Below are 21,707 nucleotides of genomic sequence, written 5' to 3' on the forward strand. Positions count from 1 at the left end.
AATGAATTTAGCATCTGAAAAAAGTGAAATCATAAAGTGGGTCAATTCTCTGGAAAGTCCTGCAGTTATTGAAGAAATTAATAAAATCAGAAACAGAAAGTCTTTTGATTTTGAGAAGGAATGGGAAAGAGGTATTTCCGGTGAGGAACTGAAAAAGCGCACTAAAGAATACTTAAAAACCTTGCCTTGGAAAAAATAATTATCCAGTATTTACCTGAGGTTGAAGATTATTTGAATGAATTATCATATTTGCTTTTTCACAAGGAATACTTTGGATTTATAGAAAATGCCTTTGCTTATGTTGAGGAAATTGTTGATTTTGTAGAGTACAATCTTCCAATTTTCCCCTTCAAGAAAACACCTGAAAGTCTATCCCATCTCGGTTCGAAATATATTTTCTACAAAGCCAATCACACCACGACTTGGTATGTATTCTTTGAAAATGTCGAAAATCGATATCTCGTTACTTTTATTACCAACAGCCATTCTGAGATTGTTCAGCATCTTTAGAAAAAAAGAAACTTTATTTTAAAGTGAAATTTTGTCATTTCGAAGTAATTTTGAAAAATATTTGATTTTGAAACTGCTGAACAATACTTCAATTTAAAGATTCAGCTGATACCGCACATTTCTTCCTTCACCTTGTTGCAACAAAATTTCCTTAACCGTCAGGTCCTGCAGATCTCGAGTGGCTGTGGCGCGAGAAACTTTGGTGATAGACACATATTTTTTAGCGGTCAGTCCGCCCTCAAAACCGCGGGTTCCAAATTCAAACATTTTCATAATGGCTTTGGTTTGGCGCTCATTCATTTGAGGCTTGTGCCGATCCAAAAATTTACTTTTATTAAGTGTCAGCAAAATAGTCTGTTTGGCCTGTTTCTGGGCTTCCAAAACTACAGATGAAAAGTAGAAGATCCAGTCTGTAATTTCTAAGGTTCTTTGGGCGGATTTCAAAGCGTTGTAATATTGCCTCTTATCTTTTTCAATAGTGCCGGAAAGGCTTATCAAAAATGGCATTCCAAAAGATTCCGAAAGGCATTTTTGCGAAATCGCCCTGCCAATTCGTCCATTTCCGTCTTCGAAGGGATGGATGCTTTCGAAATATAAATGAGAGAGGGCTGTTTTGACAAGAATATTTTTGACATCCGCCGTAGAAACTTTAAAATTATTGTACCACTGGACGAAATTTTCCATTTCTTGGGGAATCAGTTCTGAAGGCGGCGCTTCGAAATGAACCACCTCTCTTCCCAACGCTCCGGAAACAATTTGCATAGGCTCTTTTCCGGTTCTATATTCTCCAGCCTTTATGTATGGAACATTCTGCATTAATAGATGATGCCAATTTTTCAGAAGCATTTCAGAAAATTCATCTTTGTAGGATTGCTGTACCGCAATCATCAGAGCAGCAATGCCTTGGGATTTTTTGTCTCGGCTTTTGGGCAGCTCATCGGTCATTCCCAATTGCTTTTTTATCGAAGACATGACATCTTGTCTGCTGAAAAATTCTCCTTCTATTTCTGAGGTTTTAACGGCTTCAGAAATCATAAATTCCAACATCGCTTCTTGCCGCACGGGTTCTGGAAAGGAATCCGCCAAACCTTTCATTTCACCTGTTTCCAGCGCAAAATTTATGATTAATGAGTCGAACACAGCGTCGTCATAAGTGAAATTTGCCCAATTTGGTAACTGCCAATTATAATGCATGAGGCGATTAAATTAAATTATTGCCTCAAATATAATAATTATTTGAGGCAATTAGCACAATTAATTGCCTCATTCTCTTTTTTTTGGTTTTACTTTCGAAGTAAATGAGGTACAGCGACGAATTTATCTTAAGTTTTAAGTTTAAGCTTTATTTTTGCAGAAATATTTGATTTTGAAACTGCCGAACAAAATAATTTCTTTCCTGAAAATCGTTTTCCCTTCTACAAAGATCGAAGCATTTGTTTTTCTTTTTTTTATAATCGTTTACGGCGCCAATGCGGGCTTTATTGCGGAGCATTTCAGAATTATTTACGACAACAGAATCCCGTGGGATGCCTATTTCAGTTTTGACAACCGCGCGATTATCCAGACTGGCGGCGGTTTTGAGCGGCATCCGCTTTCCAATTATTTTTTCGATCAAATTCGCACGTTTGCCCTTTGGATTTCCGGAAATCGTTACGATTCGGTATTTCGTTTGGTTTTGGCGTTATTGTCAACTTTAGTTATAAGTTTAGCCAACGTTCAGATTTTCAAATATCTTAATAATATCATCCGACTTCCATTGAAAATCAGTCTGTTGATTCTATTTTTCTATGGCTTGTTTGTGACGAATATTCTCTTGTCCTTCACGCCGGAAACCTATACTTATACTTTATTTTTCCTGTCGATATTCAATTATTATGCGGCGAAGAAAATCAGTGAAGAGAAAACGATGTCTTTTGGAGCTGCGATTATCGGTTCTGTTTTTATCGGTGGACTTACGATTACGAATATTGTAAAAGTTTACATTCCGTTTCTTTTTGAGAAAAATATCTTCTGGAACTGGCGGAAAATCGGACGGGCAGTTTCGAAAATCGCAGCTTCTATCGCTGTTTTCGTGTTTTTGTTTTTGTTGAGATTGGATTTAAATTTTCAAAATTTCCTGAACAAAACGGAAGAGCAGTATAAGAAATTTTCTACGCCAAAGGTGACGCCGCTTTGGGATATGATTGCGTCTTGGTTTCTTGGCGGCCCTGTTTTGTTTCCGGGTTTTGTCATCAGGGATTATCACAGCAGAGACAAAAGCTTTTACTACAAAGCCCTGTTTATGGATGTTTACTCGTCGGTCGTGTCTTATATTTTTGTCGGAATTATTTTGTTGATGATTATCTGGAGCATTTTCAAAAATTTTAGAAACCGGCTGGTTTGGATCCTGGTCATTTCTTTTTCGGCAGATATACTCATTCATTGCGTTTTGAAATTCGGTCTTCATACCTCTTATATTTACGGCGGCCATTTCGTTTTCGTTTATCCGTTGTTGTTGGGCTGGCTGTTTTTCAGTTTTAAAGAGAAGACTTTGCCCTTGACATTTTTGTACGGAACATTGCTGATCCTCACCGTTTATCTTGGTTTTAATAATTTGTACCGCTTGACAGAGTTTTATCAATTCTTAGAAACTTACTACCAATAAAGTTTGTAGAGCATGTTTAAAAATCAGAAAAAATCCTTAAACCACAATAGTCAAAACAAGAAAATCTTTCAAAGAGCAAAAAAAGCTAATTTTTTGAAGCATTGTCCCTTTTTGAACTTTTGATAAACTTAAGGAAGAATATCGCTTTTGTGACTTTTGTGGTTTTTAAAAGAAATTTAAACAGCCTCTAAGTTTATTTTAAAAAGCAAAAAAATATCCGCCTTGTAATCATAACAAGCGGATTTTTTAATGACAGGAGAATTAAATTTTGATTAATTTCTAAATTCTACTTCGCTTCTACACAAAAAACAGCGTACGGAATTATTTTTGCGGATGGGTAGAGCTTTTTGACATTTTTGAGATCCTCGGCTGCGCTTTGTTTCGAAAAATAGCTTCCAGCAAGAACTTTATAATTCGGCCTCAAAGAAGCGTCTTTTTCTACTTTCAGATTTCTGAAGTTATTGCGAAATTCTGAGCTTATTCTTGTGGCCTCTTCATTGCTTTTTACCACCACCACTTGGATTTTGAATCCCATAATCTTTGGATTTTTTCTGCAAATTTCGGCGGTAGTCAGTTCACGGTTGGCCACAAGAATTTTTGCCGGTTCTTGTTCAGTATTGCTTCCCGAGCGGCGGCAGTTGCCTTCTATCTTTTCCAGCGCCTCATTGACGCGCTCATCGAGAGCGAATGACAGTTCGGTGCCGGCGAGGGTGTCTTTTGTCACAATGTATTGAGCATCAATTTGGTAAAAAGAAAATACGGTTGCTATGACGAAAAGCTTGAGCAGATTGTTCATTAAGATTTATTTTTCAGCAAATTTAATATAAATTGAATGAAACGCAAAAGCACTTATTTAGAACGTTTACAAATTAATTGGATTTGGTAAAAAGCATTGGATAAGGTCGTCTTAATTTTTGTTAAAGTACTATTTTTGCGGAACTGAATGTAAAAGTCAATAGAATTTACTAACCCCAAGATTATATAAATGATTAGTTGGAGAAAGCATTACAAAAAGGGTCTGATAGCAATTGGTTTATTGTTTTCAACCGGCGCTTCTGTTTATGCACAAGGCGATCCACAAAAAGGGCAGGAGTTGTTCAAAGCAAATTGTACAGCTTGTCATGCACTAGATAAACAACTTATTGGACCCGCGCTTGGTGGTGTTGTCGACAGATTAAAAAAAGAGCAGAATCTCGATAAAGACTGGCTTTATAAATGGATTAAGGACAACAAGGCTTTAAGAGCATCAGGAGATAAGTATGCCAACGAAGTGTTTGAAAAGTTCAACAAAACTGAGATGCTTCAGTTTCCGAACTTGACCGATGCAGATATCGACGATATCTTGGCCTACACGAGTAATCCTCCCAAAGAAGAGCCCGCTGCAGACGCTAATGCGGCCGGAACTACTGCCAATGACAAGGCTGCAATCGAAGCTGAAAAAGCCCGACAATTAAATTCTCAAATCGTGATTGCCGCTTTGATTGCAATCGCAGGACTGCTCATCTGGCTATTAATCAAAATAAGACAGTTGGTAAAACTCCAGCAGTCACCGGAATTAGCCGAACTAGACTCCACAAGAATTACGTCCTTCTCCGCAATGTATGAGAAGTACAGCTACGTCGGCAAAGGGCTTGTAGGCTTGCTGGCTCTATTTGCGCTATATGGTGTTTGGAACTGGCTGATGTGGATTGGCGTTTACAAAGGATATGCGCCGGAGCAGCCGATCTATTTCTCCCACAAAATCCACGCCGGCGAAAATAAAATCGATTGCCAACTTTGTCATTCCAGTGCAAAATATGGTAAAGTTTCGGAAATTCCTTCTCTTAATGTTTGTATGAACTGTCACCGCACGATTTCTGAGTACAAAGGCAAATACCTCGAGCCCGGAAAAGACAGAGAATTCTACACCGGCGAGATTCAAAAAATATATGCCCACGCAGGATGGGATGCCAATAAGCAAGCGTACACCGGCAAAACAGAACCTGTGGAGTGGACAAGGATTCACAATATGCCGGATTTTGTTTACTTCAATCACTCGCAGCACGTCATCGCAGGTGAGCAAGCCATCATCAACGGTTTCAATGCGAAACAAAAAGACGCGAGCAACAAAATAGATGTGGTTTGCAAAGCGTGTCACGGAAAAATCGATACCATGAACGTCGTTCAAATGGCCAATAACTTCACAATGGGGTGGTGCATAGAATGTCACCGAACTACAGAAGTTGATATGAACAACGGTTACAATAAAGAATACTTCAAAAATCTGCATGAAAAGTTGAAAAAACAATATGGTGAAGGAAGCAAAATAACCGTAGATGCAATTGGAGGTCTCGAGTGTGGTAAATGTCATTATTAATAATAAAAATTAGAAGTATCAATGGCTTCAAAAAAAATACAATTCAGAAGTATTCACGAACTAAAAGATCCAAGCCTGAACGGCAAGTTGGCGCTTAAAGAGTTTCAAAACGAAATTCCGGTAGATGAATTCTTGGAAGATGCCGGCAACTCGGGGACTTCTCGAAGAGATTTCCTGAAATTATTGGGTTTCTCCACGGCTGCTGTTACTTTAGCCGCCTGCGAAGCGCCGGTGATCAAGACGATTCCTTATGTTGTAAAACCGCACGACATCATTCCGGGCATTCCCAATTATTACGCATCAACATATTTCGATGGATTCGATTTTGCCAGCGTTTTGGTAAAAACAAGAGAAGGGCGGCCTATCAAAATAGAACCAAATCCTGCGGCAGGTTCTTTAGGAAAAACCAACGCGAGAGCTCAGGCCAGCGTGCTTTCTCTTTATGATAATGATAAAGTGAAATTGCCCGCTTTAAATGGAGACGAGCACACCGATTTTAGTAAAATTGATGATTTTGTTTTAAAAGGTTTAGCTGAATCTCAGGCTGTTGGTAAAAAGATTGTGGTATTATCTCACTCTTTCCCAAGCCCAACTTTCAAAAAGCTATTTGGAGATTTCAAAACTAAATATCCTTTGGCCGAACTTATTACCTACGATGCCTTTCCTTACGCAGCAGCTTTAGACGCGGCTCAGGAAGTTTTCGGACAAAGAGCCTTGCCGGTTTACGACCTTAGCACTTCTCAATTGGTTGTTTCTTTCAGCGCCGATTTCTTAGGAGATTACAATGCATCGAGCTTGGAAGTTTCTTATGCCGCGGCAAGAAAGCCAGGTCCCGAAATGTTGAGACACATACAAGTAGAGTCCAACTTGAGTTTGACCGGCGCAAATGCCGATTCCAGATACCGATTGAAGCCAAGCGCAGTTTTCAAAACTTTGGTAGAGGTTTACAACGGACTCAATGGCGGAACTACAGATAAAGTGGCTTCCGAAATCGTAAAAGAACTTCAGGCAAAAGGCAGCAATGCTGTTGTTTTTGCTGATGGATCCAAGGCGGCTTACGTTTTAGCCCATTTGATCAATCAAAAATTAGGATCAAAAGCTTTCACGGGCAAAGCCAATTTCCGCAAAGAATACGACAATGCAAGATTCAACGAATTCTTATCGTGGTTGAATAGCGGGCAAGTTGGCGTTCTGATTTCAAACAATGTCAACCCTGTTTATTCTCACGCCAAAGGAGAATCTCTAAAAGCAGCGTTGTCCAAAGTGCCTTACTCTGTAGCAATTACAGATAAGAAAAACGAAATGTACAAAGCTTCTAAAGCGGTCATTCCTTATGCACATTGGTTAGAATCTTGGGGCGATATCGCTCCGCAAACTGGTGCTTATTCATTGATGCAACCAACGATCCAAAAAATATATACCTCGCGACAGGTTGAAGAATCTCTTTTGGTTTGGATCAATGGAAAAAACAGTCCGGCTAATAATTATTACAACTACTTAAAAGCTAATGCCATCACGCTAAACGACGGTAAAACTTTCAACAAGACTTTGTATAACGGTTTTACCTCGGGAGGTATTTCTACAGGATTGGCTTACACAGGTGGAAATGCGGCGCAAGCTATCGCAGAATTAAGCGCTTTCAAACCTACTCCATTAGAATTACAACTTTATACCAAACCCTCCATTGGCGATGGAACGCAATCTAACAACCCTTGGTTGATGGAGCTTCCGGATCCAATTTCAAGATTGTCTTGGGACAACTATCTTACGATTTCTCCAAAAGATGCTGAGGCAATGGGTCTCGAAAATAGCCTTAATGCTAGAATGCAACTCGACGGAGACTTGGTTAGCTTGACGGTAAACGGAGTTACCTTAAAAGATGTTCCTGTTTTTATCCAACCGGGACAGGCAGAAGGATCTTTGGGTCTTGCTTTAGGGTATGGGAAGAAAGATTCCGGAAAAGTAGCGGAAACAGGTATCAATGCCTATCCTCTATTCGATGGGTACAACACAGTTCTTAGCAATGTGAAAATTGAAAAAAGCGGAGAAGATTATGAATTTGCAGGAATGCAACTTCAAAATACCGTGATGGGGCGTTATGAAATCGCTAAAGAAGTTTCTTTGGAAGATTTTATCAATAAACCTGCTGAGGAGTGGAACGAGCCGTTATCGATGCATACCCTCGGTGGAGAACTTCCATTAGGGAAAGTAGATCTTTGGGATGCTTATGATGACACAGACGGTCCTCATTTCAATTTATCGGTCGATCTCAATTCTTGTACAGGTTGCGGTGCTTGCGTTGTGGCTTGTCAGGCAGAAAACAATGTGGCAGTAGTTGGTAAAGATGAAATCCGAATGTCCAGAGATATGTATTGGTTGAGAATCGACCGTTACTACTCTGCTATCGAGAAAATCGAAACCAAAGAGCAAATAGACCGAGGTCTTAATGTTCCTGAATTATACGGTGGTCCTTTCACGGAAGGTGTTTTGAATCATCCGGCAGATAATCCGGATGTGATCTTCCAGCCGGTGATGTGCCAGCATTGTAATCATGCGCCTTGCGAAACAGTTTGTCCGGTTGCAGCAACCTCGCACGGGAAACAAGGCCAAAATCAAATGGCTTACAACCGATGCATCGGTACGAGATACTGCGCGAACAACTGTCCTTATAAAGTTCGACGATTCAATTGGTTCAACTATGCATTGAATGATAAGTTCGATTTTCATATGAATAATGATCTTGGCAGAATGGTTCTCAACCCGGATGTGGTTACCCGAACAAGAGGGGTAATGGAAAAATGTTCTATGTGCATCCAGCTGACTCAGAATACTATTCTGGAAGCGAAGAAGGAGGGCAGGAGAGTAGCAGACGGAGAGTTCCAGACAGCGTGTTCCAAAGCTTGTTCTACAGGTTCTTTAAAATTTGGAGATATGAACGACGTCGCTTCAGAAGTTCGCAGCTTGTTCAACAGCGAAAGAAAATATGTATTGCTAGAAGAGATTGGCACGAAGCCAAACGTTTTCTATCATACCAAAATCAGAAACAGAAAAGAAAGTTTAAATAATAAATAGGTAAAAAATGTCAGGACATTACGAAGCTCCGATAAGGGAACCTTTAATTATTGGTCACAAGACTTATCACGATATCTCAGAGGATATCGCAAGACCTATCGAAGAACGCGCAGGAAAATTATGGTGGGCCGCATTGTACGCCGCTTTAGTTCTGTTTGTTTACGGATTTGGTTGTATTGCATACACTATCGGAACCGGGATTGGTGCTTGGGGACTCAATAGGACCATCAACTGGGGTTGGGATATTACCAATTTCGTTTGGTGGGTAGGGATTGGTCACGCAGGAACCTTAATTTCTGCAGTATTATTATTATTTAGACAAAGATGGAGAATGTCTGTCAACCGATCCGCAGAAGCGATGACCATCTTCGCCGTCGTGCAGGCTGCTCTTTTTCCCGTCATTCACATGGGTAGAGTTTGGGTAGGATATTGGGTTTTCCCTTTGCCTAACCAATACGGTTCTCTTTGGGTCAACTTCAACTCGCCGCTCCTCTGGGACGTATTTGCGATCTCTACTTATTTCTCCGTATCGGTAGTATTCTGGTTTATGGGATTGATTCCTGACTTTGCAATGATTAGAGATCGGGCTAAAACACCTTTCAATAAAAAAATATATACCATCCTCGCATTCGGCTGGGGTGGGAAAGCAAAGCACTGGCAAAGATTCGAAGAACTCTCTTTGGTACTTGCCGGTTTGGCAACACCGCTCGTGTTCTCCGTACACACCACGGTGTCCTTTGACTTTGCAACTTCTGTCATCAAAGGTTGGCACTCAACGATTTATCCGCCTTATTTCGTGGCCGGCGCTATCTTCTCAGGATTTGCAATGGTACAGACCCTGTTGCTGGTTACCCGTAAAGTTTGCCACTTAGAAGAATATATTACCAAATATCATATAGAAATAATGAACATCGTCATCATCGTAACTGGTGGTATGGTGACCGTAGCGTATGCCACCGAGTATTTCATTGGATGGTATTCGGGATCAAGATTTGAAGATTTTACTTATCTGTCTCCGGGCGCCGCAACGGGCCCTTACTGGTGGGCATTCTGGGCATTGATTATTTGCAATTTGGTGGTTCCTGCATTATTCTGGTTCAAAAAAATTAGAACCAATATCCTATTAACATTTATTATCGCATTGATCATTAATATCGGAATGTGGTTTGAGCGTTTTGATATTATCGTCATCAACTTGTCCAGAGATTATTTACCATCATCTTGGACGATGTTCAAACCCACAATTATAGACGTTGGCGTCTATCTTGGAACGATTGGATTCTTCTCTACGCTGTTTCTATTATATGCCAGAACTTTCCCTGTCATTGCACAAGCAGAATTGAAGACTATTTTGAAAATTTCCGGTGAAACTTATAAAGCAAAAGAAGGAGATGAGCACCACTAAAAAAATTATATACGGACTTTACGGCGACGACGACGATCTCTTGAACGGCGTAAAAGTTTTTAAAGATAAAGGCATCAGTATAAACGAAGTTTATACACCATTTCCTGTGCATGGTTTAGATATTGCGCTGGGATTGAAGAAAACCAGAATTTCTGACGCTGCATTTATCTATGCTTGCTATGGCGTAGCTGTCGGAATTACACTGACTGCCTGGATGATGAACCACGACTGGCCTCAGAATATCGGAGGCAAACCATCCTTTGACTGGACGCACAATATGCCTGCGTTCTTAGATCCGATGTTCGAATTAATGGTGTTCTGCGCCGCACACCTTATGTCTCTTACTTTCCTCGCAAGAAACAAAATGTATCCCGGCGCAAAACCTCAGAATCCGGATCCACGAACCACGGATGACAAATTCATGATGGAGTTCATTTCTGACGATGTAGAAACAATCAAACAACTGTTGATAGATACAGGTGTTGAAGAAATAACAGTTAAAGATGCTTAAGATGAATAACAGGATATTAAAAATTGCGGCAATCTTTGGTTTAACTACTGTTTTACTGAACTCTTGCGGTGGTCCAAAAGATAATCCACCTTTGGTATATTTTCCGGATATGTATTTCCCCGTAGCTTATGACCCGTTGATGAAAGCTGAGGACGCTTATTCTGATCACGAAAATGAAATCCCTGCTTTTGTTGCCAGAAATGGGCAAACAGGACTATACCCTGTAGAAGGTACTGTTGCCCAAAACAAAGACGGAATCGTAAGCGAAGAAGCGCTACCAAAAAATGTCGATGAATACAATGCCGGCTATGATGCCTCAAAATTGATTACAACATCGCCGCTAAAGCCTGAAAATCTAGAAAAAGATATGGCGAGAGGAAAAATACTTTTCGAGCGCACTTGTGCAGCTTGCCATGGAACTGGTGGCGATGGACAAGGGCCAATCGTACAAAGCGGTGCTTATTCGGGGGTTCCCAATTATGCAGACAGACAAATCACTATCGGCTCTATTCATTATGTTTTGACGAACGGCAGAAATGCAATGGGATCCTACGCAGGACAACTTAACATAGGAGACAGATGGCGTGTCGCTTTATATGTCTACAATACATTCAAAGCGGGGGCAGCGGCTACCACTGCAACCCCAGCTGCAACTCCTGCGACAGCGGCACCAAGTGCAACAGAAAAAGATTCTACCGCCGCCCCTGCCACGGAAGCCAAAACCAATGCTAAATAAAAAAAGAAAGAAATGTATAGTTTTTCACCTAAATTAAAATTGTATTCTATCATACTCATCGTTGTTGGAGTTGTTTTATTCGGGATTGGTTATGCTATTAACCACGGATTGGATGATACCGCAATTTCTCACTGGATGGAGTCGGTTCATGCGAACGGTCACGACGCACCTTCCAATTCGAGCGAATTGGTAGGGCCGCAAGATCACAATGCCCATTTGGAACATGCGAAACTGCAGGTTCATAACCAGCCTTTGGCGGCACTTCATACGTTTGCAGTTTTCTTTTTCGGGATCAGCTGTTGTGCATTGTTCTTTTACAGCATTCAGCACGCTGCGCATGCCGGTTGGTCTATTATTGTGACCCGCGTGATGGAGGCTATCGCTTCCTTTATTCCGTACGGAGGAGCACTTCTAATAATCTTAACAATTCTCAATATCACACATCAGGGACATCTTTTCCATTGGATGGATCCTAATCTTACCGACCCCAATTCTCCGGAATTTGATATTATATTATTCGAAAAATCAAAATTCCTGAATATTCCTTTCTATTTTATTAGAACTTTGATCTATACCTTAGGAGCTTCGTTCTTTGTTTGGAAATTGAAAAATCTTTCTAAAAAAGTGGATGAGAACAAAGGAGATCGAAAGATCTATGCCAGTCTTTACAGTTGGAGCGTGGGTTACATTGCTTTCTTTGCATTTGCATCCGCAGCTTGGGCTTGGGATTGGTTGATGTCTATCGATCCGCATTGGTATTCCACCCTTTATATTTGGTACTCGATGGTGAGCTGTTTATCAACCGCTGTGGCTTGTATCATTTTGGTAAGTGTTTACCTTAAGAAAAAAGGGGTTTATCCTCAATTCAACAACAACCACCTTCACGATCTGGCCAAGTTCTTATTTGCAACAAGTATGCTGTGGAGTTACCTTTGGTTCTGTCAGTTTATGTTGTATTGGTATGCCGACATTCCTGAGGAGATTAATTATTTTTTTGGCAGATTCGAATATTACAGTCCCACCTTCCTGCCTATGTTGATTATCAACTTCCTTTTGCCACTATTGGTTTTAGTAAGTAGTAGCATCAAAAGAAATTACAAAGTTGTCACCTTTATGGCTGCTCTGGTAGTTTTTGGTCATGCAGTCGATTACTTTAATATGGTAATGCCGGGAACTGTGGGTCCGTATTGGGCCAATAGTTCAATGCTGTTGCTGATTGTAGGTGCTTTCCTTTTCATGGCCGGTCTTTTTGTTTTCGCCGTGATGACAGCGCTGTCGAAACTAAAACTAATGCCAACGGGCAATCCATTCTTCCACGAATCGGAGATTTACGAATATCCTTTCTAATTAAATTTAGAAATGAAAATATCAAAGCCCGGCAGAAATGTTGGGTTTTTTTATTAATTTTAATGAAACAAAAAAAAACAATGCTTCACCAACTTCCCATAGAAAACATCCTTTTCCTGGATATAGAAACCGTTCCGCAGATCGAATCTTGGAACAACCTCGATGCTACCACCCAATATCTTTGGGACAAAAAGACCAAACTGCAAAGAAAAGAGGATATGGAAGCCTCCGATTTCTACGAGCAAAGAGCCGGAATAATGGCCGAATTTGGCATGATAATCTGTATTTCTATTGGAATGGTGGATTCGAATTCAGGTAAGTTGAAGATCAAAACGTTTTCGGGAGAAGAGCGAGATTTATTACTTTCATTTTGTGAATTGTTCAACAGTCCTCGGATGAATAATGTCATTCTTTGTGCTCACAACGGGAAAGAATTCGATTTTCCATACATCGCAAGACGACTTTTGGTTCATGGCATTCAGCCACCAAAACCATTTCAAATGTTTGGAAAAAAACCTTGGGAAATCCCCCATATCGACACGATGGAACTTTGGAAATTCGGAGATTGGAAAAGTTATGTCTCTTTGGAATTGTTGGCGCATATCTTCGGAATCCCAACCCCAAAGGACGATATAGACGGAAGCATGGTCGCCGATATATACTACAAAAATGGTGATATAGACAGAATCATTCATTATTGTGAGAAAGATGTCCTAACTTTGGCAAACATTTTCCGGCGAATGCGGCAGGAAGATCTTTTAAAAAGATTAGATTAAAATGAAACTGACAGACGACCAAATCGCGGATATTGGCGAAGAAATCATTAAAGAACTAAAAACCGTTTATGATCCGGAGATCCCCGTTGATATTTACGAATTGGGATTGGTTTATGATGTTCAGATTTCCGATGAAGGAGACGTGCTGGTAATAATGACACTCACCTCGCCCAATTGCCCGGTGGCCGAAACATTACCAGTAGAAGTTGAAGATAAAGTAAAAGGAGTCTCCGGCGTAAAATCGGCAAAAATAGAACTTACCTTCGAGCCCTCTTGGAACAGAGAGATGATGAGCGAAGAAGCTAAGTTTGAGCTTGGTATGTTGTAAAACAAAAAATCCTGCACGCAGGATTTTTTCTTAATCGTTATATTCGAAAAGCAATATTTTTTTGATATCCGGATGCAGGCTGAGATAGACCGCACAGTTTTTCACCGTATGCTCAATAAATTCTTGATCTTCAGCAGTGTAAGAAAAAGGAAATTTGAAAACGCAAAAGATTTCCCCGACTCTTCTTGGTTCGAAGTACATTGTTTTTTTAAGCTCGCAAGTTGCTCCTGTAATATCAATTTTCCGGTCTTGACCCAAAACAGCCAAAGAGGCAAACGCACTTTGCGCCAAAGCCGTAGCAAAAATGTCGGTTGGCGAAAAATGCTCTCTTACTGCAAAGTCATTAGACGGAACATATGTTGAGAAAACTTCGCCCGAGGATTCGTGGACAGATTCAATTTTGAAGTCGCCTAAATAAGTTGTTTTTGAAGTCATAAAATAGTTTTTTGTTTTTTTCAGTAATAAATTTACGCCTTTTTTTTAGAATTTGAAGTTTTCAGTATTAATTATTATTAAAAAAGCTTGTAATAGGATGTTTACATTCACTTCTTTAAAAATGAAAAATGTCTTTCGCCATATTGTAAGCGCTTTCAAAATGAAGCAGATTCTGTTTTATATCAAGTTTTTCGGATGCCATAAAATTAAAGACCTTCTCCGTCGGCATATTCCCAACCAGTTCATCTTCCGCCATCGGACAGCCTCCTATTCCTTTGATGGCGCTGTCGAATCTTCTGCAACCCTCGTCGTAAGCAGCCTTCAATTTGATGTAGGAATCCTCGTAACGGTTATGAAAATGTGCTCCGAAATTAATTTCAGGATATTTTGCAGGAATTTTATTAAATAAAAGCGAGATTTTCTCGACGTTGCCGACTGCCGTTGTATCGGAAAGTAAAATATTTTTTATTCCGATTTCTTCAAAACGTTTTGCCCAGAAATCCACATATTCCCATTTCCAGTTTTCGCCATAAGGATTTCCAAAGGCCATAGAAAAATAGAGATTCAACTCGCGGCTTTCAGATTTTGCTAATTCTAAGATTTTCACAACTTCCGTAAAAGCTTCCTCACGACTTTTATTGGTATTTCTATGTTGAAAAATCTCCGAAATCGAAAAAGGAAACCCCAATATATCAACCTGGTCGTGGCTTAGCGCTTTTTCTGCACCGCGAACATTTGCAACGATCACAGACAGTTTTGTATTGGAAAGAGATTTATCTATTTCATCCACCACCGTTCCCGAATCCGCCATTTGAGGCATCGTTTTCGGATTTACGAAACTTCCGCAATCCAGCACATCAAAACCAACTTCCATCAGTCTGTTGATGTAGTCTATTTTCGTTTGCGTCGGGATCATCTCTCCCCAGCCTTGCATCGCGTCTCGTGGACATTCCGTTAAGAACATTTGACTATTTTTTTTAATTTAATTTGGGCAGCTTTATCCGCTTTCCGCTCCCAAACCTACCGGGGTGGTGCGAGTAAGTCAATCTTTTTTGCCGATGATTTCAGGTTAAATAGAACTTGAAGTCAACGCAAAAGTGGATTTTCGCTTAAGTCGGCTGCAATTAGATGGAATCACAAAATTCAACAAACTTAGAACTTTTCTATTCATCTTTCAACTCTGTCACGAATTGTTTGTGGTTCACTCCATAAATATATAACTTTGCGGAGATATGGCAAATTATATGGAAAACATCCAATTGGACGGCGTTTGGAAAGCAAAACTACTCAACAGATTCATTAGCTACATCACCATATTTTCAACCAGCGACCCGGAAAGCGAGACCACGCCTTCTACCGAAAGACAATGGGACATGGCACATTACCTTCATCAAGAATTGCAAGATTTAGGTTTGGAAAATGTCAGTATAGATGACAAAGGCTATGTTTTTGGATTTATTCCTTCCAATATCGAGGAAACTGTTCCACAAGTGGGATTCATTGCCCACTACGATTCTTCTCCCGATTTCAATGGCGCGCATGTGAATCCGCAGATCTGGGAAAATTATGACGGACAAGATTTGTTATTGAATAAAGAAACAGGATTTACCTTATCTTCAGCCAAATTTGAAGATCTCAAAAAATATATCGGGCAAACCATCATCACGACAGACGGAACCACGCTTCTTAGCGCAGACGACAAAGCGGGCATTGCGGAAATAGTGACGGCGGCTGAATTTCTTTTAGCAAACCCTCAAATCAAGCACGGACGGATTTCTATCGGGTTCAACCCGGATGAGGAGATTGGAAGAGGCGCGCATCATTTCGATGTTGAAAAGTTCGGCGCCGAATGGGCTTACACGATGGATGGCGGCGAGATTGGCGAATTGGAATACGAAAACTTCAACGCAGCTGCGGCGGTTATCAAGATCCACGGATTGTCTGTTCATCCGGGTTACGCATTTGGCAAAATGCTGAACGCAGGATTAATCGCTGCAGAATTCATCACTTCGCTCCCCGAAAATGAAACGCCTGCCACGACACAAGGTTTTGAAGGGTTTTTCCACCTTACCGATTTTGAGGGCGATGTTTCCGAAGCCAAACTTCAATACATCATACGGGATCACGATGACCAAAAGTTTGAAGACAGAAAAAAACTCATCAAAGAAAAAGTAGAGGCAATCAATCAAAAATACGGAGAGAAAACGGCTGAGATAGAAATAAAACCGCAATATCTCAATATGAAAAAGCAATTCGAGGGCAAAATGCACATTATCGAAATAGCAGAGCAAGCGATGAAAAATGCCGGTGTGGAACCGAAAATAAAAGCCATCCGCGGCGGAACCGACGGCGCACAACTATCTTATATGGGATTGCCCTGCCCCAATATTTTTGCCGGAGGTCACAATTTCCACGGTCCTTATGAATTCGTACCTTTGGAAAGTATGGTAGCAGCCACTAAGGTCATTATTCACATCGTACAACTGGTAAAATAATTTTTCCAAAAAAATTGTGCAGCCGTGCGCTGCCGAAGTGATAATTAATTAAAATAAATCTATTTTTGAATTTCAAATAAATGTTCTGAATGACAATCAAAGAGAAACAACAGGAACTCGTAGAAGAATTTTCCTATCTGGAAGATTGGGAGCAGAAATATGAATATATTATTGACCTCGGAAAAGAATTAAAAGGACTTCCTGACGATAAAAAAGTTGACGAAAACCTGATCCGCGGCTGCCAATCTAAAGTTTGGATCGATGCTGAATATAAGGACGGGAAATTGTTTTTCAATGCAGATTCCGACGGAATCTTGCCCAAGGGGATTGTTTCGCTTCTGGTAAGGATCTACAGCGGCCACTCTACAGAGGAGATTCTAGACTCGGATTTTGAATTCATTTCCAAAATCGGATTGCAGGAGTTCCTGTCGCCATCGCGGGCCAATGGGCTGATGGCGATGACAAAGCAAATCAAATTTTATGCAGTGGCATATCAATTAAAGAAATAGGTGAAGACGATTTTAGCATATCGGTTTTCGGCATTCGGAGACGTCGCAATGACGGTTCCCGTCTGCATAGAATTTTTGGAGCAGAACCCCGATGTAAAGCTCATATTCATCAGCAGAGAATACTTCCGCGACCTATTCGACGGCCATCCCCGATTGATTTTCAAGGGCATTAGTTTCGATGATTACAAAGGCGTCTGGGGAATCCGAAAATTGACAAAACAATTGATTCGAGATTTCAAACCCGATTATGTGGCAGATTTGCACGATGTCATCAGAACTAAAATGATTACTTCTATTTTCAAAAAGCACGGCTACCAAGTTTATAAAATCGATAAGGGAAAAGCAGAAAAAGAAGTACTGACAGACATTTGGAATCTCGATAAAAAACCATTAAAACGAACGGTCGAGCGATATGCAGACGTATTTAGGGAGATGGGTTTTGCGGTGGAACTGTCGCACCGGTATCGCAGCAGATCCCGGAATAAGCAGGGCATAGGATTTGCGCCATTTGCACAGCATAAAGGCAAAATGATGCCTTTGGAAAAATCTTTCGAACTGGTAAGGATCTTGGCAAAGACGCACAAAATCTATTTTTTCGGAGGCGGCGAAGAGGAAAATACCATTCTCAAAAGCTGGGAAAGCCAAATCCCCAACACGCTGAGCCTTGCAGGAAAACTAAGCTTGAAAGAAGAACTGCAGAAAATTTCGGAGTTGGAAATCATGATTTCCATGGATTCTGCCAATATGCATCTGGCCAGCTTGGTGGGTACCCGCTGTATTTCGGTTTGGGGATCTACACATTACTATGCCGGTTTCCTCGGCTATGGGCAAAGCGAAGAAGATATCGTACACGTCAAAGATCTCTCTTGCAGGCCTTGCTCTGTTTTCGGCGACAGGAAGTGCTTCCGGGGCGATTATGCTTGTTTGCATGAGCTTAATATTCAGAAGATTATCGACAAAATATGAAACTGAGCATCTGTATTCCGATTTATGATGAGGATGTCAATGAATTAGTCAATGATCTCATCCATCAAATCCGGGTCTGCGGTTGGGAAGCCGATATCATATTGATTGATGATGCTTCGGATCCTTATTTTATTGAAATCAACAAAAATTTGGAAGGCAAAGTAAATCAGTTTATTTATCTAAAAAAAAATATCGGCCGATCCAAAATTCGGAATCTGTTTCTAAATTATTCTCACGCCGAATATTTATTGTTCCTGGACTGCGACGGAAAAATCATCAGCGACAATTTTCTCGTTAATTATTTGGATTTCATAGAAAAGCATCAGCCCGACGTGATCTATGGCGGCAGGAAGGCAAGTCCCGAAAGTCCCGGGCAGGCGTACGGACTGCGATGGAAATTTGCCACAGAGCGAGAAAATATGCCTGTCGCTAAGCGGCTCAAGGAACCTTACTTGGATTTTCAAACCAATAATTTTGTGGTAAGGAAATCCATTCTCGAAAAGATTCCATTCAATGAAGCGATGACGGATTACGGCTACGAAGACCTCGTCTTTTCTCAGGATTTGAAACGCCATCACATCAAAATAGATCATATTGACAATCCGATTTTTAATAATGGCTTAGAGACCAATGTGGTTTTCCTGGGCAAGGCAGATCAATCTGCCAAAAGTCTGGCACGCCTCATCGGCAGAGATAAGAATTTTGAAAGTGTTTCGCAGATCAAATTAGCCAAGGCCTACCTTCTCATGAAGAGAACGGGCGCCGCTTTTGTCTATCAGATGATTTATAGACTTTTGAAACCCTATTTGCAGAAGCGGCTGTTGAACGGAGATGCCTCCCTGCGGGTTTTGGATTTGTATAAATTGGGACAACTTATTGGTTATATGAATAAGAGGAAGTAGTAGATTTATAGTTTAACTCGAACCTCAGATTTGCAATATCCAAGGCGGTTGCGATTCTCAGACCACAATATCCGATCAGCAGACCCAACGTATTAAGAAAAACATCATCTACATCAGCAGTGCCTCGGGCTGTATAATATTGAGTGACTTCTATCAACGAGATCCCGCTGACGAAGAGAAAAAACAGCAATGGGAGACGGTTGAGCTTGCCACTAAGGAGACCAAGCCAGCCAAATGGAATGAAAATGAGCACGTTGCCGACGATATTGATCATAAATTTTTCCGAAAAAAAGTCGTTGTAGCGCAAAAAATAAGTAATGCTTTGCAAAGGATGGAGTTGTAGAAATCCGGCTTCGGGGTGCCTGCCACAACCATAAAACATCATATACAACAAAAAAATAGTGTAAAAAGGGATTAACACTGCATAATATCTTTTCATAGCTTTCCTTTTTCTGGATTTACAAAGGAGTTTTCTACACCATAAATATGAATTATAACTTGTTTTTAAAAAAGGGATAAACGGTCTTTAAAGACTAACTTGCATCAAATATCAAAAATCCGACCCTTGAATATATGCCAAGCGGATAAAAAGAATTTTTGTGAAAAGTTTAACAGATTTGTTAACGGAGCGTGAAGCAATTAACTTTTTTTAGAAAAGTGGGCAGTACAGGATTCGAACCAGTGACCTCTGCGATGTCAACGCAACGCTCTAAACCAACTGAGCTAACTGCCCAAATTTTACAACATCCTCTGCAACGGCGCGAATCTTATTGTAGCACGGTGTCACAGAATATCTTTTCGCTGTTGATCTCCGGATGAGCTTATGGTCGCGAGAGCCATTATGTTTTATATTTTTCCGGAACAGCAGCGCAAATATAGTTGGATTTTGCCAAAAACGCAAAAAGAAAGGGCGTGAAATTCAAAACTATATTGTCTATCGGGAAATTTTGTTTTTAGAAGTGTAAAATTATTATGGGTTGAGAAATTAGCATGGGCTTCATCGAGATTTTTGTGAGTGAAGGAATGACTGAAATTTAATTACTCAAAGTAGATTTCCAAAAAAAATCGTTTTTCCGAAAAACAGAAAGCATTAAAAATCCCTCTGTTGTTGTTCCCTCAAATAACAAGAAAGACTGATAATCAGTCTTTTTTGTGTACCCCAGACGGGACTACCATAATACTTTTCTCAATTTTTCTTGTTTTTAATCCGTTTGTATTCATTATATTTGGCTCATAAAAGGTTTTTATATTTTTTGTTTCTTAAAATTTCGTGATTTTAAATTCAAATTTGTCCCCCTTTTTGTTCCCCCTTTTGTAATTTTTATTTTATTTAAGCCGATGATAAAATATATTTTTGAATTAAGAAAAGACAAAATAAATCAAGAAGGTTTAATGCCTATTAGAATTTTGTTTAGAATCAATAGTTCTGTAATTAAAAGAAATACAGGATTGAGCTGCAAACTTCAGGATTGGCAAAATAATCGTGTCAAAGCCAATTCTAAAAAAGAAAAGTATTACGGCTATGATGAAATAAATGAAAAACTACAGGAAATAGAGAGTAAAATTCAGGATATATCTCTTTATTTCAGGGCTAATAAAATTGAACCAACTAAAGATTTGTTTATTGAAAAGTTTGATTCAGAAGAGGAAACTACTCTATCTGATGAGTTCGATTTTTTTAATTGCTTTAATGAGTATATCGAAAAAGGAAAACTAACAAAAACACCAAATACAATTAAAGGACAGATTACAATTAAAAACTATTTGGAATTTTTTTGTAAAGAAAGAGCAATCGCACTTTCTTTTGATAAAATCAATGACGATTTTTTTGAACAATTGAGAGACTATTCATATGAAACCAAAAAGATGAAACAAAATTATTTCGCTAAAGTAATTAAGGTTTTAAAGTCATTTTTAAATTGGGCGACAGAAAAAGGATATAACACGAATCGAGAGTTTGAAAAATTCAGAGCGGCTGAACACGATATTGATATTGTTTATCTATCATTTGATGAGCTGATGAAACTCTATGAAAAAGATTTTGATAATGATAGATTATCTCAAGTCCGAGACTTCTATTGTATGGGATGTTTTACTGGATTAAGATTTTCTGATTTGTCGAAATTACATTTAGCAAATATTTCTGAAAATCATATTGTTCTTTCTATCCAAAAAACGAAAACCCAAAATCACGCCATTAAACTCAATAAATATGCAAAAGCTATTTTGGAAAAATACAAAGGAACAATCTATGAACCTTTACCTATAATTTCATCACAAAAATTTAATGAATACATCAAAGAATGTTGTGAGCTGGCAGAAATCACACAACCATATACCATTCATTGGTTTGTTGGCAACAAGAAAAAGTCTTTAACCCAACCAAAATGCAAGTTTATTACAAGTCATACTGCAAGAAAAACATTCATAACCAATTCTCTACTTTTAGGAATGGAACCGAAAGCCATTAAGAAAATTGCAAACATCAAAAAAGATGCAGTTTTGGACAAATATATGAAAGTGACGGAAGCATTTACAGACGAACAAATGGATAAAGCGTGGAGATAATTTAGTGTAAATTTTCGCTTTGCTAAAACCAATAAAAGGGTTTTTAAACGAAATACAGCATCCTTTATTTTTGAATCAAGTAAAAAACGTTAAACTTTGTTAAAAAGAAAAAATTTTAGTTAAATTTAGTTAAAAATTGAATTTCGC

At 39.5% G+C, this 21,707-nt stretch carries 21 protein-coding genes and 1 tRNA gene; 16 read left to right on the forward strand and 6 right to left on the reverse strand.

Annotated elements, in window-relative coordinates:
- The first annotated feature begins 1 nt into the window (after position 1).
- A complete protein-coding gene (locus DTW91_RS09065; protein ID WP_125203069.1) occupies positions 2–199 on the forward strand; it encodes a hypothetical protein in 198 nt (65 codons plus the stop codon).
- On the forward strand, positions 187–510 hold the full coding sequence (locus DTW91_RS09070; RefSeq protein WP_125203070.1) for a hypothetical protein: 324 nt from the start codon (positions 187–189) through the stop codon (positions 508–510). Before DTW91_RS09065 ends, DTW91_RS09070 begins: the two co-directional genes overlap by 13 nt.
- 93 nt (positions 511–603) lie before the next feature.
- On the opposite strand, the gene DTW91_RS09075 is transcribed toward DTW91_RS09070, so the two are convergent.
- Positions 604–1,704 (reverse strand): Fic family protein, encoded by a 1,101-nt coding sequence (locus DTW91_RS09075; RefSeq protein ID WP_125203071.1) that lies wholly within the window; start codon positions 1,702–1,704, stop codon positions 604–606.
- A 172-nt stretch (positions 1,705–1,876) separates the two neighbouring features.
- Between DTW91_RS09075 and DTW91_RS09080 the strand changes: the two genes are divergently transcribed.
- The gene (locus DTW91_RS09080) at positions 1,877–3,154 is read left to right on the forward strand and encodes a DUF6080 domain-containing protein (protein WP_317126013.1); all 1,278 of its coding nucleotides are present in this window, start codon (positions 1,877–1,879) and stop codon (positions 3,152–3,154) included.
- A 286-nt stretch (positions 3,155–3,440) separates the two neighbouring features.
- Here DTW91_RS09080 and DTW91_RS09085 read toward each other — a convergent pair whose 3' ends face one another.
- Complete coding sequence (locus tag DTW91_RS09085; protein ID WP_125203072.1) at positions 3,441–3,950, reverse strand: SPOR domain-containing protein; 510 nt, start codon at positions 3,948–3,950, stop codon at positions 3,441–3,443.
- Between the two features lie 189 nt (positions 3,951–4,139).
- On the opposite strand from DTW91_RS09085, the gene DTW91_RS09090 reads away from it, so the two are divergent.
- The 8 genes from DTW91_RS09090 to DTW91_RS09125 all read left to right on the forward strand — a co-directional run bounded on the left by DTW91_RS09090 (position 4,140) and on the right by DTW91_RS09125 (position 13,685).
- A complete protein-coding gene (locus DTW91_RS09090) occupies positions 4,140–5,510 on the forward strand; it encodes a c-type cytochrome (RefSeq protein ID WP_125203073.1) in 1,371 nt (456 codons plus the stop codon).
- Positions 5,511–5,531: 21 nt separating this feature from the next.
- Positions 5,532–8,582, forward strand: coding sequence for a TAT-variant-translocated molybdopterin oxidoreductase (locus tag DTW91_RS09095; RefSeq protein ID WP_125203074.1), 3,051 nt, complete (start codon positions 5,532–5,534; stop codon positions 8,580–8,582).
- Positions 8,583–8,589: 7 nt separating this feature from the next.
- A complete protein-coding gene (gene nrfD, locus DTW91_RS09100; RefSeq protein WP_125203075.1) occupies positions 8,590–9,987 on the forward strand; it encodes an NrfD/PsrC family molybdoenzyme membrane anchor subunit in 1,398 nt (465 codons plus the stop codon).
- Positions 9,974–10,498 (forward strand): DUF3341 domain-containing protein, encoded by a 525-nt coding sequence (locus DTW91_RS09105; RefSeq protein ID WP_125203076.1) that lies wholly within the window; start codon positions 9,974–9,976, stop codon positions 10,496–10,498. The genes nrfD and DTW91_RS09105 overlap by 14 nt, the downstream gene beginning before the upstream one ends.
- On the forward strand, positions 10,491–11,234 hold the full coding sequence (locus DTW91_RS09110) for a c-type cytochrome (protein ID WP_125203077.1): 744 nt from the start codon (positions 10,491–10,493) through the stop codon (positions 11,232–11,234). Before DTW91_RS09105 ends, DTW91_RS09110 begins: the two co-directional genes overlap by 8 nt.
- A gap of 12 nt (positions 11,235–11,246) precedes the next feature.
- Positions 11,247–12,581: a quinol:cytochrome C oxidoreductase gene (locus DTW91_RS09115; protein ID WP_125203078.1), complete on the forward strand. Its 1,335-nt coding sequence runs from the start codon at positions 11,247–11,249 to the stop codon at positions 12,579–12,581.
- Between the two features lie 80 nt (positions 12,582–12,661).
- Positions 12,662–13,357 (forward strand): 3'-5' exonuclease, encoded by a 696-nt coding sequence (locus DTW91_RS09120; RefSeq protein WP_125203079.1) that lies wholly within the window; start codon positions 12,662–12,664, stop codon positions 13,355–13,357.
- 1 nt (position 13,358) lies between these two features.
- Positions 13,359–13,685 (forward strand): SUF system Fe-S cluster assembly protein, encoded by a 327-nt coding sequence (locus DTW91_RS09125; RefSeq protein ID WP_125203080.1) that lies wholly within the window; start codon positions 13,359–13,361, stop codon positions 13,683–13,685.
- A 30-nt stretch (positions 13,686–13,715) separates the two neighbouring features.
- On the opposite strand, the gene DTW91_RS09130 is transcribed toward DTW91_RS09125, so the two are convergent.
- Both DTW91_RS09130 and DTW91_RS09135 read right to left on the reverse strand, forming a co-directional pair.
- The gene (locus DTW91_RS09130; RefSeq protein WP_125203081.1) at positions 13,716–14,120 is read right to left on the reverse strand and encodes an OsmC family protein; all 405 of its coding nucleotides are present in this window, start codon (positions 14,118–14,120) and stop codon (positions 13,716–13,718) included.
- 115 nt (positions 14,121–14,235) lie between these two features.
- Positions 14,236–15,084 carry a hydroxymethylglutaryl-CoA lyase gene (locus DTW91_RS09135; protein WP_125203082.1) on the reverse strand — a complete coding sequence of 283 codons (849 nt, stop codon included), beginning with the start codon at positions 15,082–15,084 and terminating at the stop codon, positions 14,236–14,238.
- Positions 15,085–15,364: 280 nt separating this feature from the next.
- On the opposite strand from DTW91_RS09135, the gene pepT reads away from it, so the two are divergent.
- From pepT to DTW91_RS09155, 4 genes are all read left to right on the forward strand, one after another.
- Positions 15,365–16,615 carry a peptidase T gene (pepT, locus tag DTW91_RS09140; protein ID WP_125203083.1) on the forward strand — a complete coding sequence of 417 codons (1,251 nt, stop codon included), beginning with the start codon at positions 15,365–15,367 and terminating at the stop codon, positions 16,613–16,615.
- 89 nt (positions 16,616–16,704) lie between these two features.
- Positions 16,705–17,124, forward strand: coding sequence for a SufE family protein (locus tag DTW91_RS09145; protein WP_125203084.1), 420 nt, complete (start codon positions 16,705–16,707; stop codon positions 17,122–17,124).
- A complete protein-coding gene (locus tag DTW91_RS09150; protein ID WP_228412696.1) occupies positions 17,125–18,090 on the forward strand; it encodes a glycosyltransferase family 9 protein in 966 nt (321 codons plus the stop codon).
- The gene (locus DTW91_RS09155) at positions 18,087–18,992 is read left to right on the forward strand and encodes a glycosyltransferase family 2 protein (protein WP_125203085.1); all 906 of its coding nucleotides are present in this window, start codon (positions 18,087–18,089) and stop codon (positions 18,990–18,992) included. Before DTW91_RS09150 ends, DTW91_RS09155 begins: the two co-directional genes overlap by 4 nt.
- On the opposite strand, the gene DTW91_RS09160 is transcribed toward DTW91_RS09155, so the two are convergent.
- Positions 18,964–19,431, reverse strand: coding sequence for a VanZ family protein (locus DTW91_RS09160; protein ID WP_125203086.1), 468 nt, complete (start codon positions 19,429–19,431; stop codon positions 18,964–18,966). The two genes, DTW91_RS09155 and DTW91_RS09160, sit on opposite strands and share 29 nt — an antisense overlap.
- A 219-nt stretch (positions 19,432–19,650) precedes the next feature.
- Positions 19,651–19,725: transfer RNA gene (locus DTW91_RS09165), tRNA-Val, on the reverse strand.
- Between the two features lie 605 nt (positions 19,726–20,330).
- Between DTW91_RS09165 and DTW91_RS09170 the strand changes: the two genes are divergently transcribed.
- A complete protein-coding gene (locus DTW91_RS09170; protein WP_125203087.1) occupies positions 20,331–21,560 on the forward strand; it encodes a site-specific integrase in 1,230 nt (409 codons plus the stop codon).
- Positions 21,561–21,707: the final 147 nt, after the last annotated feature.

Origin of the sequence: Chryseobacterium sp. SC28 (assembly GCF_003932955.1) — a bacterium.
Taxonomy (GTDB): Bacteria; Bacteroidota; Bacteroidia; order Flavobacteriales; family Weeksellaceae; genus Epilithonimonas.